At 63.6% G+C, this 13457-nt stretch carries 13 protein-coding genes and 1 pseudogene; 6 read left to right on the top strand and 8 right to left on the bottom strand.

The annotated features are described in order from the left end of the window. Both RWT78_RS22665 and mutA read right to left on the bottom strand, forming a co-directional pair. Window positions 1-1281: methylmalonyl-CoA mutase family protein (locus tag RWT78_RS22665; RefSeq protein WP_314680964.1), on the bottom strand; the 1281-nt coding region annotated here is incomplete at its 3' end. After that, window positions 1278-3173: a methylmalonyl-CoA mutase small subunit gene (gene mutA / locus RWT78_RS22660; protein WP_063316404.1), complete on the bottom strand. Its 1896-nt coding sequence runs from the start codon at window positions 3171-3173 to the stop codon at window positions 1278-1280. The genes mutA and RWT78_RS22665, both read right to left, overlap by 4 nt. 423 nt (window positions 3174-3596) lie before the next feature. Here mutA and RWT78_RS22655 point away from each other — a divergent pair, with 423 nt between their 5' ends. The 3 genes and pseudogenes from RWT78_RS22655 to RWT78_RS22645 all read left to right on the top strand — a co-directional run. Continuing rightward, window positions 3597-4304: a TVP38/TMEM64 family protein gene (locus tag RWT78_RS22655; RefSeq protein ID WP_007727829.1), complete on the top strand. Its 708-nt coding sequence runs from the start codon at window positions 3597-3599 to the stop codon at window positions 4302-4304. A 31-nt stretch (window positions 4305-4335) separates the two neighbouring features. Beyond that, window positions 4336-4932, top strand: a complete 597-nt coding sequence (locus tag RWT78_RS22650) for a hypothetical protein (RefSeq protein WP_314680959.1) — start codon at window positions 4336-4338, stop codon at window positions 4930-4932. Between the two features lie 55 nt (window positions 4933-4987). Then, window positions 4988-5518 (top strand): annotated as a pseudogene (locus RWT78_RS22645) (hypothetical protein); the annotation flags it as partial. A 46-nt stretch (window positions 5519-5564) separates the two neighbouring features. Here RWT78_RS22645 and RWT78_RS22640 read toward each other — a convergent pair. From RWT78_RS22640 to RWT78_RS22630, 3 genes are read right to left on the bottom strand one after another with little or no spacing between them, the layout of a single operon-like run. Beyond that, window positions 5565-6848, bottom strand: coding sequence for an SPFH domain-containing protein (locus tag RWT78_RS22640; RefSeq protein ID WP_003944935.1), 1284 nt, complete (start codon window positions 6846-6848; stop codon window positions 5565-5567). Beyond that, on the bottom strand, window positions 6848-7279 hold the full coding sequence (locus RWT78_RS22635; protein WP_003944877.1) for an NfeD family protein: 432 nt from the start codon (window positions 7277-7279) through the stop codon (window positions 6848-6850). Before RWT78_RS22635 ends, RWT78_RS22640 begins: the two co-directional genes overlap by 1 nt. 42 nt (window positions 7280-7321) lie before the next feature. Next, window positions 7322-8149: a DUF3097 domain-containing protein gene (locus tag RWT78_RS22630; protein ID WP_003944813.1), complete on the bottom strand. Its 828-nt coding sequence runs from the start codon at window positions 8147-8149 to the stop codon at window positions 7322-7324. Between the two features lie 67 nt (window positions 8150-8216). Here RWT78_RS22630 and RWT78_RS22625 point away from each other — a divergent pair, with 67 nt between their 5' ends. Then, on the top strand, window positions 8217-9008 hold the full coding sequence (locus RWT78_RS22625; protein WP_314680950.1) for a hypothetical protein: 792 nt from the start codon (window positions 8217-8219) through the stop codon (window positions 9006-9008). Here the strand turns inward: RWT78_RS22625 and RWT78_RS22620 are convergent. Next, window positions 8998-10764 carry an enoyl-CoA hydratase-related protein gene (locus RWT78_RS22620; protein WP_314680944.1) on the bottom strand — a complete coding sequence of 589 codons (1767 nt, stop codon included), beginning with the start codon at window positions 10762-10764 and terminating at the stop codon, window positions 8998-9000. The genes RWT78_RS22625 and RWT78_RS22620 overlap by 11 nt on opposite strands. 181 nt (window positions 10765-10945) lie before the next feature. Next, entirely contained in the window at window positions 10946-11437 is a 492-nt protein-coding gene (locus tag RWT78_RS22615) for a hypothetical protein (protein WP_003944993.1), read from the bottom strand. Window positions 11438-11514: 77 nt separating this feature from the next. On the opposite strand from RWT78_RS22615, the gene RWT78_RS22610 reads away from it, so the two are divergent. Then, window positions 11515-11856 (top strand): metallopeptidase family protein, encoded by a 342-nt coding sequence (locus RWT78_RS22610; protein ID WP_003944783.1) that lies wholly within the window; start codon window positions 11515-11517, stop codon window positions 11854-11856. A gap of 106 nt (window positions 11857-11962) precedes the next feature. Continuing rightward, window positions 11963-12571, top strand: coding sequence for a hypothetical protein (locus RWT78_RS22605; protein WP_003945014.1), 609 nt, complete (start codon window positions 11963-11965; stop codon window positions 12569-12571). Window positions 12572-12582: 11 nt separating this feature from the next. Here the strand turns inward: RWT78_RS22605 and RWT78_RS22600 are convergent. Beyond that, on the bottom strand, window positions 12583-13457 hold an 875-nt coding region (locus RWT78_RS22600), incomplete at its 5' end, for a ferrochelatase (RefSeq protein ID WP_314680938.1).

Below are 13457 nucleotides of genomic sequence, written 5' to 3'. Positions count from 1 at the left end.
GTACGAGCCACCCCTCGGGTCGATGGGACGCACGGGGCCGGATTCCTGCTGCAGCAGCAACTGGGTGTTACGGGCGATGCGGGCGGAGAAGTCCGTCGGCAATGCGATCGCTTCGTCGAGTGCGTTGGTGTGCAAGGACTGAGTGTGGCCCTGGGTGGCAGCCATGGCTTCGACGCAGGTACGCGGCACGTTGTTGAAGACGTCCTGCGCGGTCAGGGACCAGCCGGAGGTCTGCGAGTGGGTACGCAGCGAGAGCGACTTCGCGCTCTTGGGATCGAACTTGGCGACAAGCTCGGCCCACAGGAGGCGTCCGGCGCGGAGCTTGGCGACCTCCATGAAGAAGTTCATGCCGATTGCCCAGAAGAAGGACAGGCGAGGTGCGAACTTGTCGATGTCCATACCGGCGTCGAGGCCGGCGCGGATGTACTCGACGCCGTCGGCGAGGGTGTACGCCAGTTCCAGATCGGCCGTCGCTCCGGCTTCCTGGATGTGGTAGCCCGAGATGGAGATGGAGTTGTACTTCGGCATTTCCGCGCTGGAGTACGCGAAGATGTCCGAGATGATCCGCATCGAGGGCTTCGGCGGATAGATGTAGGTGTTACGAACCATGAACTCTTTGAGGATGTCGTTCTGGATCGTTCCGGCCAGCTTGTCCGGAGTGACACCTTGCTCGCCTGCCGCAGCGACGTACAGCGCGAGAATCGGCAGCACGGCGCCGTTCATCGTCATCGAGACCGAGACCTGCGAGAGGTCGATTCCGTCGAAGAGCTGACGCATGTCGAGGATGGAATCGATTGCGACACCGGCCATTCCGACGTCACCGGCAACGCGAGGATGATCGGAGTCGTAGCCGCGGTGTGTAGCGAGGTCGAAGGCGACCGAGAGGCCCTTCTGACCGGCCGCGAGGTTACGACGGTAGAACGCATTCGACTCCGCGGCAGTGGAGAATCCGGCGTACTGGCGAATGGTCCACGGCTGGTTCACGTACATGGTCGGGTACGGACCACGCAGGAACGGCGCTGCGCCCGGGAAGCTGTCGAGCGGGTAACCCGACTCGGCGGCGGCCGTGCGGTCCGCACCGGTGTACACCGGCTTGACGTCGATGCCTTCCGGGGTGGACCAGACAACCTGCTCGGCGGCGTAGTTGTTGGCGTTGGCGCCCTCTTCGATGAGCGCCTGGGCCTGCTCGACCGACGGCGGTGTGGGTGCCGGAGACTGCGGGTCCTCGAGTGGGACCTCGGCGAAACTGCCGATCACGTGCTTGACCTCTCGTGTCGTCACTTGGAGCTTCCCGTCTCGATGAAGTCGAGCAGTTCGGTCAGAGCCGACACTGCGTCGATGCGGGCGGTGAGGAATCCGTCCGGGCGAGAATCGCCGGTCGCGTCGGCGACTGCCTTCTCCGGTCCTGCGAGCAGCACCTTGGCGATGCCGGCGGCGCGAAGTTCGGCGACGGCCGCTGCGGCGCTCTCGCCGTAGCGCTTGTCCGTGCCGCACAGCACCGCGACGGTGGCACCGGAAGCCTTGACTGCAGCGGAGATGGCCTCGGCGCCCACCTCGAGCGGGCCGGGGTTGACTGCGTCGATACCACCCGAAGCGAGCAGGTTGGACGCAAACGTGGTGCGAACGTTGTGTTCTGCAACCGAGCCCAGCGGCGCGAGAAGCGCAGTGGGACGGGCGCCGCCGGCGGCGAGGAACGCGTCCGAACGGTCACGAAGCGCTTCGAATGCAGCTGCGTAGCGGGCGACGGACTGGCCGGGCTCGACGGCTTCGGCGGACAGCGGCGTTTCGCCGAGGTTCGGGAACTCGTTGACACCGGTGACCGTGGTCTTGCGGTGTGCGATGTCGGAGTCGCGCTTGGCCTTGGTAGCGGCGATGCGACCGGAGACGATTCCCGCTTCGAGTGCCGCCAGATATCCGCCGGCTGCTTCGATTTCCTGGAAGAACTCCCACGCGGTGGCGGCGATCTGCTGCGTCAGGTCCTCGACGTACCAAGACCCGGCCGACGGATCGAGGACACGGCCCAGGTGCGACTCCTCGAGCAGGAGCAGCTGTGTGTTGCGCGCGATGCGCGAGGAGAAGGACTTGCTGACGCCGAGGGTGCCGTCGGCCAGTGCGACGTCGAACGGAAGAACTGTCACTGCATCTGCTCCGCCGACGCCGGCGCCGAATGCGGCGAGGGTCGTGCGCAGCATGTTCACCCAGGGATCACGCTGAGCCATCATCGCGGCGGAGGTGACTGCGTGCTGCGGCGCTCCACCGAAATCGGAAGCTCCGCAGACCTGGGCGATGCGTGCCCATACGAGACGTGCGGCGCGGAACTTCGCGATGGTCTGGAACTGATCGTCGGTTGCCGCGTAGCGGAAAGCCAACTGCGACAACGCAGCACCGATGGTCAGGCCGCTCTGGGCGGTGAGTGCACGGAGGTACTCGAGGCCGGCGGCGATTGCGGCTCCGAGTTCTTCGGCATCCCCGGCACCCGCGTTGTGAAAGGCCGTGCCGTCGACGGTGATCGCGTGCACGGTTTCCGCACGAGCTGCGGCGAGGGCGGCCAACTCGACTGCGCCTGCAAGTTCGACGTCGGCTGCGCCGGAGAACGAACTGGTCAGCGGCGCTGCACCGAGGTGAACTCGGATACTGCTGCGATCGCTGACACCGTCGCCGGCTTCGCCGCGAGCATCGAGGAGAGAGAAGAGTGCTCGGGCTGCATCGTTTGTCGCTGCGCCTGCATCGAGCGTGAGCGGTGCGAGGTCGAGAAGCACGCCCTCGAGCGCAGCGGCGAGGTCGGTGACCGGAACGCCGTCGGCGCCCACCTTCAACCAGAGTGCGCTGACTCCGTTTTCGAGGGCGTCCAGGATGGCGCGATTGGTCTCGGCCGCCGAAGCGGTTCCGAAAGCAGCGGAAACCAACCAACCGGCATTGACATCACGGTGAGCGTCGACGCCACGCACGTACGGAAAAGTGCCCGGCAAGCTCTGCTCGGGACGCTCGTCGCGTGGGCTGTAGAGCGGTGCGACAGTGACACCGTCGTAGGTGACGGTTTCGAGCAGTTTCTGTGGCTCGGGGCCCAGTTCTGCCGCATCGACTCTGCGGGACTTGGCGAGCACACCGGCTACGGAGCGCTGCCACTCCGCGTACGCCTGCTCGACAGCCTCGGCTTCTGAAGCTAATGACACTGTGTCCGCTCCCTCTCATTTTTTGCGTGAGCGCTTTACCGATAATCGGATTTGTTCGTTAGTTCTGTGATGCTAACCCGCGGTTGAGCCCAGATATCGTGAGGATCACGTCATGTTCTTCACAGGGCTGTTCGCGGCCACTTTCCGACCGGTCAGACGACGTGCAGATTCGGTCGTTCGTGCACGTGTGACCGGCCCTTACCTAGCGATTGTTCAGCATGTTTACGGGTTACCCGCGAGTTCGTTTCACTGGCCGGGACTGCAGGTGAAGGCCACTCCGAAAGCCTAGTGGTTTTCGTCACAGCGCCGTTTCATTGTCGCCTGGAGCACGTCGCTTTCCCGCCCCCGTGGCGATGTTCGACTCACGATTGCGGGTCGGCAGTCGGCCCGGTTCACCGTTCGCAGGTAGCCTTGTGACCTGTGATGGGACGCCTGCTGGACCGAAGATTGATCGCAATAGTCCTGGTAGTGCTCGCTTTGTTCCTCGCAGCCCTCCTCGCCCCACATCCCACGGTGTCCCAGGTACGCGAGTGGGCGGACTCGGTTGGCCCGGCGTTTCCCCTCGTGTTCTTCCTGGTTCATTCGATAGTCACCGTCGCGCCGTTCCCGCGCACCGTCTTCACGCTCAGCGCGGGGGTTCTCTTCGGCTCGGTGACCGGCATCGCCCTTACTGTGGCGGCAACGACTGTGAGCGCCGTTCTGGCCCTCTACCTGGTCCGCGCCATCGGCCGCGACGTCGTGTGGCAACGGATTTCGAGTCCGACGATCCGGCGGGTGGACGAGCGGATCGAAAAGCGGGGGTGGCTGGCCGTCGGCTCTCTGCGCTTGATCGCGTTCGTCCCGTTCTCGGTGGTGAACTACTGCTGCGGCATTTCGTCGATCCGGATCGTGCCCTACATCCTTGCCACCGTCGTCGGCATCTTGCCCGGCACTGTTGGGATTGTCGTTCTGGGCGATGCGCTCTCCGGCGAAGCCGATCCTCGTCTCCTGATTCTGTCCGGGATCTGCATTGCGATCGGCATCGCCGGTCTGGTGTTCGACGCTCGCCGTCAGCCTTCACCGGGCGAAACCATCGTTGACAACGGTCAACCTCAAGAGGTTGATTTGATTGAGTCAACCCAAAACGATTGACTATTGAAAGTCAACTATCTAGCATTGACTAATGTTCGTACTGACAGTGGATCAGCGAGGTAGCCGACGCGATGTCGACCGCGTCGGGGACATCATCGACGACATGGCCGATCGCAGGCTCCTGCGGCCGTTCGAGCGCACAGCGGGCGACGAGATACAAGCGGTGACCGACGATCCGGCGCTACTCGTCCTCGTCGCACTCGAGCTGATTCGGCGCGAGCACTGGAGTGTCGGGATCGGGATCGGTCCCGTCGAGCAGCCTCTCCCACGGCAGACCCGGGCCGGACGCGGACCGGCATTCGAAGCTGCTCGGATCGCCGTCGAGCGAGCCAAGCGAGCTCCGGCCAGAATTGCCGTCGAACAGGCGCCGGCGGATAGCTCACGCGACGAACTCGCCGCAGATGTCGATGCCGCGTTCACCTTGCTCGGAACGATCGTCACGAGACAGACGGAGGACGGACGCGAAGCCATCGCCCTGATGGACAGCGGACTCACTCAGGTCAGCGCGGCGGCCCACCTCGGAATCACCAAACAGGCCATGTCCAAGCGACTCCTGACAGCCGGGTGGCACGCAGAACTCGCCGGGCGCAGACTCGCAGAACGACTTTTGGTCAGACTCCAGCCCTAGACTGCTCACGCTCGCACCGGTACAAACTCGTCGACACAGCAGGGGGCTCGAATACATGGTCGTTCTGGCGTTGATCGCGCTCGCCGTCGCCGCCGCGGCACCAGCAGTTGCAGCGGCACTGGGACCGCTCAGTCGTGGTCGACTGGAAGTCCCCGAATGGGCGTCGTCCGTGGTGGCTCTTCCGGCGCTGGGTGTTGCCGCACTGGCATCGACCCGAACGACCCCGGTCACCGGTTTCGCTCTCGGGGCGACGCTTGTCCTGTGCGTACTTGCCGCCGCCACGGCCGGTGCACCGTTGGTACTTGCCACCTTCAAGATCGCTCGTCGCCAACCGGACGGGAGCCCGGCACCGGACGCCGGACCTCTTCGCGGCGGACGTGTGATCGGCATCCTCGAACGGCTCGCGGTGGCGGCGTCGATTCTTGCAACCTGGCCGGAGGGGATCGCGATCGTCTTGGCAGTCAAGGGGCTCGCACGGTACCCGGAACTTCGCGAACCTCACGCGTCCGAGCTGTTCATCTGGGTAACGTTGGTCTGTGTCCTGGGGGCGAGCGCCGTTTGCGGACGGGGACGGGCACCAAACACGTCGCTGTTGTGTGCCCGTCCCGATCAACGTTCGCTACGAGAGGCGCCTACCGGCGCTGGCCGCCCTCCGGCGGCTGATCCTGGTAGGGGTACTTCTGCTGGAATTCTTCGCGTTCGGACGGCAGCGGTAGCTGACCGGGCCAAGGATTTTCACTCTGCTGCGGCAGCGCGGGATCTACGAATCCGGGCTGCTCGGGCGCACTTTCACGGAGGTGCCTGACCGCAGCTGCCGGATCTTCGACGGGAGTACGTGCAGCAACTTCAGCAGCACGGACTGCTTCTGCGATAGCCGGATCGGATTTCGTTTCGAACCACTCCGCGACCTCAGCTGAATCGTCCTCAGGGTTGGGAAGATTCTCTTCGGCGGCCGGCGGCTCGTAACGGAAGACACCGTCCTGCCCCTGCGCGCCAAGCGTTTTCGCAAATCCCTTCAGTGCGTCACCGAAGTCGCTGGGCACGAGCCACACCTTGTTCGCATCGCCTTGCGCCATCTGCGGCAACGTCTGAAGATACTGGTATGCAAGCAATTCCGGAGTCGGCTTACCGGACTTGATAGCAGCAAAAACCTTCTCGATGGCCTTGGCCTCGCCTTGGGCCTGCAAGTACTTGGCCGCGCGGTCACCTTGGGCCCGAAGGATCTGGGACTGACGCTCACCCTCGGCGTTGAGGATCGAGGCCTGCTTGTTGCCCTCGGCGGAAAGAATCTGGCTCTGCTTGGCGCCCTCGGCTGTCTTGATAGCGGATTCGCGGTGGCCTTCAGCCGTCAGAATCATCGCGCGCTTCTCGCGGTCCGCCTTCATCTGCTTTTCCATCGACTCCTGGATGGAGGGCGGAGGATCGATGCTCTTGAGTTCGACGCGGGCCACTCGCAGGCCCCAGCGGCCGGTCGCCTCGTCGAGGACACCACGAAGCTGACCATTGATGGAATCACGCGAGGTCAGCGTCTCTTCGAGGGTCATTCCGCCGACGACGTTTCGCAGCGTCGTGGTTGTCAACTGCTCGACGGCAGCGATGTAGTTGCTGATCTCGTACACCGCAGCTTGCGGATTGGTGACCTGGAAGTACACCACCGTGTCGATGGACAGTGTCAGGTTGTCCTGGGTGATCACCGGTTGCGGTGGGAAGGAGACCACCCGCTCACGAAGATCCACCTTGGCGCGCACACGATCGGCGAACGGGATCAAGAACGTGAGCTGCCCGGACACCGTCTTCGAATACCTACCGAGCCGCTCGATCACCGCGGCTTCTGCCTGCGGTACCAGTGCTACCGACTTCGCGACCACCAAGATCACGAATAGCACCAACACACCGAGCACTATGAGTGCTGCCATTAAGGTCCCCTCCAGACGACTGCTGTTGCGCCGTTGATTTCCATCACCGTCACCTTGGTGCCCGGCGGGTACACCTCGGTGGTGTCGTACGGCCTGGCAGTCCACACCTCGCCGTCCAACTTGACCTGCCCGGAATGCTCGCCCACTTCTTCCAGAACCAGAGCGTGCTTACCTTCGAGTGCCTGTATTCCGGTCGGGGTCGGCGGCGGACTACCGAAGCGACGCAACATGATCGGTCGCACGCCCAGGACTAGGGCGGCGGAGAACACTCCGAACATGACGGCGTCGACCCACACCGGGAAGTCGGTGACAGCACTGACACCGGCAGTAGCGAGCGCCCCACCGGCGAGCATCAGCAGGAAGAAATCCCCCACCAGCGCTTCGGCCCCGGCGAGCACCAGTGCTCCGATCAGCCAAATAAGTGCAGCCACAACACCATCTAACCAGAATGTGTGACCCAGGCCGCCGCTACGTCAGTTCGGCTCGGTAACGAAATCGACAAGTTGTTCGACGGCACCGATCAAGGGAGCTTCCAGATCGCGGAAGCTCTCGACTGAGTTGTAGACCCGCCGCCAGCCCTCCTGAGGTGTCCCCCAGCCCAGTTCGCGGCAGATTCCCGTCTTCCAATCCTCGCCGCGTGGAATCTTCGGCCAGGAGGCGATTCCGACAGATTTGGGACGAACGGCCTCCCACACGTCGATGTACGGATGTCCGGTCACCAACACGTTCGGGCCGAGGCCCTGAGTCAGTTGGGTTTCCTTGGAACCGGTGACCAGGTGGTCGACGAGGACACCGACACGGCGGCCGGGGCCCGGCCCGAATTCGGCAAGCCGCTCACCCAGATTGTCGAGCCCTTCGAGATGTTCGACGACAACACCTTCGACGCGAAGGTCATGGCCCCACACCCGCTCGACGAGGGCAGCATCGTGTACTCCCTCCACCCAGATCCGGCTGGGCAGTGCCGTGCGTGCACGTAAGCCTTCGACTCGGGTCGAACCCGAAGCCGACCGTGCGGGTTTGGTGGACGCGGGCTTGGGGGCCGGGCGTACGAGGGTGACCGGTGAGCCGTCGATGAGGAAGGCCGCCTCGCGCATCGCGAACAACCGCGTCCGGGAGCGCCCGTCCTCGAGCCGCACGAAATCGCCGTCGTACGTGCGCTCGAAACCGACTACCGCACCGCAGAATCCCGTCGCCGCATCCTCGACGACAAGATCACGCTCGGCCGCCACTTCAGGCGTCACGCGCTTCTGTTTGCGGGTATGACCCGCAAAAATGTCACCGTATCCGTTGCCACCGCTCACGCCGGATCACGCTAGGTCACAACGCCGGGGCCGCGCATGTCGCCACGCCGAACTAAACTTCACGGTCATGAGTTCTCCCAGCGCAACCCTCACCGTGTGGGCAGCGTCATGGCTCGCCGGCGACGCTGCGCCCGACGACGTCATCGACGCCCTTGCCGCGTGGGCGCCGATGCACCTGATCGGCGCCGCCGATGCGGAAACCGCGGTCCGTCACGATCTCGAGTGGCCGGGAGTCACGGCTTCGGGTGTGTCCACCCTGCTCAGAATCACACGCTCGGAGGCTGCTGAAGTCCGCCTGGTCCTTCCTACGGCCGGCGATGTACGTGGCCTGCCCACCGGCACCGAGTTCGCGCGCGCTGCGATCGCAACGGGTGAAGGGATACAGATCGGCTCCGTCGGGAAGCCGGGAGTCGGCCTCGTGCCGTCGAAGGAAGGCCCGGACGTCCTGCGGTGGACGGTTTTCTCCATTCCCACCGTGGCGGGCAGCGCCGAATCGATCGGACTCCGTGAAGCCGAATACGAACTGCGCCAGGCTGTTCGGGACGCAGCGGAGGTGCTCGGCGGGCTTCCGACCGTAGCCACCGGAATGCCTGGGGGCGACGCTCGTACGCTGGTCGCCGAAGCGCTGCAGGCCCAGGCCGGGTACCGCTGGCCGTCGACACTGTCACCTCGGCATCTACAGGTGATCGACACCGCCGACAACGTGGCAGCCATTCTCACCGTGGCTGCGTCGGTCTCGACCAATCAGGCCCCGAGCGTGTCCACTGCGCAGAGGCGTGACGACCTGCTGCGACGACTGTGGGACGTCGTTCGCACTGCCCGTGTCGCGTCGGCGAACAGCGTGTCGATCAGAGCTTGAGCACGAAGTTCCGGCGCTTCTCGGCAAACCCGTTGCGGTCACCGAACATGTCGATCTTCATCTCTTCGAGCTCACGCTCCTCGTAGGGCTCCACCGGATCACGTTCCAGTCGAAGACGTTTGCGCTCCAGCATCGATTCCAGCCGATCTCCTTCGAGCAAGTCGGTGGCGACCTCGCGCAACCACGCCTCGAACAGATCCGGCCGTCTGGGGCCGATCGCGTCGACAAGTCCGATGTCCAAGGCTCGACGGATACCGATCGCACTGCACTCGGCCAGCAGGCTGCGGGCCTGCTCCTCGCCGACCCGAGCCGGAAATGTGTACGTGTGCAGTTCCGAGCCGAACAGGCCCATCGTGGCGTAATGAGGATTGAGAACCACACCGTCCCTGGCCACGACTACGTCGGCTCCAAGCGGGAGCATGACCCCGCCGGCACCGGCGTTGCCTGTGAATGCCGCCACCACAACCTGTTCCGTACAGGTGACGATCGCTTTCGCGATCTCGTTGATGGCTTTGATATTGGCCCACGCTTCTCCGGCTTGATCCGACGCTGCCTCGATGACGTTGAGGTGGATACCGTTGCTGAATCTGTCGTAGTCACCCGTCAGGACCAGGATCTTGGTGTCCTGCGCGATCGCCCAGCGGAGCCTGGCGGCCAGTCGCGCGCATTGCTTCGTACTCATCGCACCGTTGTAGAAGCGGAACGAGAGATATCCGATTTCGCCGTCGCGGTGATAGTCGGTCTCGGGGTAACGACTCTCCCAGACCTGTGGAACAAACACGTCCGGACGTACGACCGCGGTTGACGGAAGTTTGACATTGCCGGCGCCGACGAGCCGCGCATGTCCGATCCATACGGAGCCCGCACCGGTGGCGACACGTATTGCCTGGTGGAAGTACTCGACGATGGTGCCGGGCGCTGCATCGACGTGGGTATCGGGGTGCGCGTCGTAGACGTAGACCCGGTCGAGCCCCAACTGAACGGCGACGCCGGGAAACCCGTCGGCGGCGTTGACGGCGCGGACGATGCTCGACGCGTCTTCCTCCCAGCTGAAAACGCGATCGGCCTGTTTCATGCTCGGCCTCGATCGGGCCGAAGCCACGGGCCGCGCAACTCGGTCCGATGGGATCGCCTGGAAGTCAGGAGTACGGAAATGTTCGACGACCTCCGTAATGCCCTCCATCGCCGCGTCGGTGACTTCCTCGTTGTATACCGAGGATTTGGTTGCCCCGTTCCGGAGTTCGAACGTCCGCCAGGCCCACACCGCTCCGGCATCCAGTTCCTCGGCGGCCTGCAAAGCGGTCACTCCCCAGATCGGTTCGCCATCCGTTATCGCCCAGTCCAGCGACGACGGTCCGCGATCGCCGGGCGGGCCGGGATGGATGATGATCGTTGTCCACCGCTGCCAAACAGATTCCGGGACATAGGCTTTCAGAAACGGGCAGATGATGAGATCAAAATCTCCCGCAGACGTCGCGGCCAGCACTGCGTCCGCGTCGGCGACGACGGCTGTACGAACTTGGTGCCCCGCCTCGCGAAGAACAAGACCGGCCCGCTGAGAGAGACCGTTGTCGGAGGTGACGAGAAGAAGCACGCTCAACGGTGGCGCGGAAGTCGTGCGTGGGCGTGAGCGCCGGAACAGCGCCGCCGTAGCCGCTCGCAGACGGCCCCTGCCCGTTGTATCTGCGCGTAGCTTCGCCGTTGCTCCAGCGCTGGAAATAGCCACAGAAGTCGTGAGTGCGGCCGATTTGGGCATCGGTCTAACTTCGGGGGTCGAAACCATGGATTCCTGCTCGCATGCTCGGGTATCTGCAGCGCAGACCGAACTCCCCCCAGAGCAGGACCGACGCACCGATAGATTGATTGAGGTATTTAGGGACTTTATACCTACCGTCGGTTTGTTTCAATAGCTATTTTCAAGCAAACCGTTTGATCGATCAACCCACAGTCTTGTGATTGATCGCGATATGGCGGTCGATGCGAATATGTTCATCCAGCGTCGGGTAGCGCAAACCGGTGTCCTGGCTGTACCCCTGACGGCGCAACCAATCCAGGACGTCGCCCCAGAACCAGATCCCCCCGGCAACCGAGTTGTACGGAATCGGGAAAGGCGTAGCCGCCTGCCGGACCCCTCGCACCCACTGCCCGACAGCTTGCCGCGTCACCCCCGCGCGGTCGGCAATGTCCTGACGTGACACCAGATCGGGATGTGTCCGCTGGGGACGCACGCCTGCAGCCACCAACTGGTCCACCACGGTGATAGCCGTTGTCGCCGCTCGCATACCTTCCGAGGTGAGCGTCAGCAGCTGCAGCCCGCGCCGGTCCTCGACCCTTCCGCCCAAGCTCTCTTCGATCGCCTGCTCTTGCGAGACTGTCAGCATCTGAACGATGAATGTGAATTCGTAACGGTGATAGAGGTCTTCGGCCACGCAATGAACATAGCCGTAAGCTGCACTGTTTCCACATGGACACACCCGGGTCACGCCCCCGCACGCACAATGGGCAGATGATCGACGTGGACGACAGCCAGTTCGAGGACATGGTCAAGCGGGCGCTCGACAGCCTGCCACCGAAATTGGGTGCGGAGATGGCCAATGTCGCAGTGACCGTTCAACTCGAAGGTGGACGACCGGGGCTACTCGGGCTGTATCAGGGCATCCCACTGACCAAGAGAACCACCACGTACGCCGGCGTCCTTCCCGACCGCATCACGATCTACCGCAGGGCCATCTGTGCGATCTGCAGCACCGAAGACGAGGTGATCGAGCAAGTTCGCCGAACAGTGATCCACGAAATCGGCCACCACTTCGGGATCGGAGATCCCCGGTTGCGTGAACTCGGATGGTGACAACCGACTCATCTACAAGTCGGAAATCAGCTAGAGGTTGATAATCGGCGAATTGTCATGTCAGCTGTACCAAGCCCGCAACAATTGAACACTTACAGGAGTTCGCATGGTCAATTTGATCCAGATCGCCCCGAAGAATGCCCCGACGTTCGCGATGAGCCGACAGAAGGCCGCAGAACTGCTGGGCATCTCGGTCGACAGCGTCGCGTTTCTCCTCAAGTCTCGCTATCTCCCGGATCTGGACGCCGGTCGGTTGATCTCGATGGCCAACCAGCCCTGGTTGTACTCGGACGGCGACTTTCCCGTCCTTCAGCAGGGCGCATCCGAACTTGCCCCCAAGAAGATGCTGCCCGCACGTAAGTACATCGGCGAGAGCGCAATTCACTCCGACGCCGAATGCGTGGAGGCCAACCAGGGGCAGTGGGCGGGATTCAACGTCGACCATGTGCTCGGCGCCCGCTTCCTGCCTGTGACGCTGCGCAAGTTTCCGGTGTCGGTGCTGCAGATCCACGACGTCAACGACGACGACGAAGAACGCGTCTCGTTTGTCGCTACCCTCGCCGGGCGAGTCCGCGAACTGGGCGCGCCCGAACTCAACTACATAGACCCGTCACTGAGCCCCGAGGATCGACAGATCGTCGAGACGCTCCTCACCTCTCGCAGCACGTCCACCGTTCCCGGGCCCTGCGGAAAGCTCAAGCATCCGAACACCTGAGCGCCGGACCGTCAGCGGGGACGCTGAACGGCCGCGCAGCAATTGACTGCACACGAGAGACCGTTGGTGGTCGAGCCGAGCAGCGGCTCGACCCCCAGTCGCAGTGGCTGCTCGGCCTCGGCCAGTTCCCGAACGAGCGTGGGCACCAGCTGCGCGAAACGCTGATCGCGGCCGGGCGTTGCTGCCCGAACGAAATCCATCCCGAGTTCGGCTGCCTTGTCCTTGGCCTCGGTGTCCAGGTCCCACACCACTTCGAGGTGATCGGAGACGAAACCGACGGGGCATACGATCACGGCGCGAACATCTTTGGCGGACAACGTATCCAGGTGATCACAGATGTCGGGGTCCAGCCACGGAACCTGCGGCGGGCCTGATCGCGACTGCCACACCAGATCGAAATCCTCGACGCCGACGGCCTCGGCAACCAACTTCGCGGCCTCGGCGACCTGTCGACTGTAGAGGTTTCCGCCCTCTGCCGGCGGCCCTGCATTGCGGTCTGCGGCACTCGGTACCGAATGCGCGGTGAACACCAGGCGCGCAGTATCGCGAGTCGCTTCGGGCAACTCTGCGCGGGCCGCGCGCACACCGTCGGCGAACGCGCCGACGACCAGCGGATGGTCGTAGTACTGGCGAAGTTTTGTCAGCGTCGGTGCGCCGTCACCGACCGCCTCACGGGCGCGAGCGATGTCCTCGTGGTACTGCCGACATCCGGAGTAACCACCCCACGCCGACGTGGCGAACACGGCGGCGTTGCGGACACCGTCCTCGCGCATCTTGGTAACGGTGTCTTCAACCATCGGGTGCCAGTTGCGGTTGCCGAAGTACACGGGCAAATCCACGCCGGCTGCTGCCAGCTCACCTTCGACCCGTTCGATCAGGTCTCGGT

This window comes from uncultured Rhodococcus sp., from assembly GCF_963525155.1.
Lineage (GTDB): Bacteria > Actinomycetota > Actinomycetes > Mycobacteriales > Mycobacteriaceae > Rhodococcus_F > Rhodococcus_F qingshengii.
Note: the sequence above shows the minus strand (reverse complement) of the source record. Positions and strands in the feature narration are given on the sequence as shown.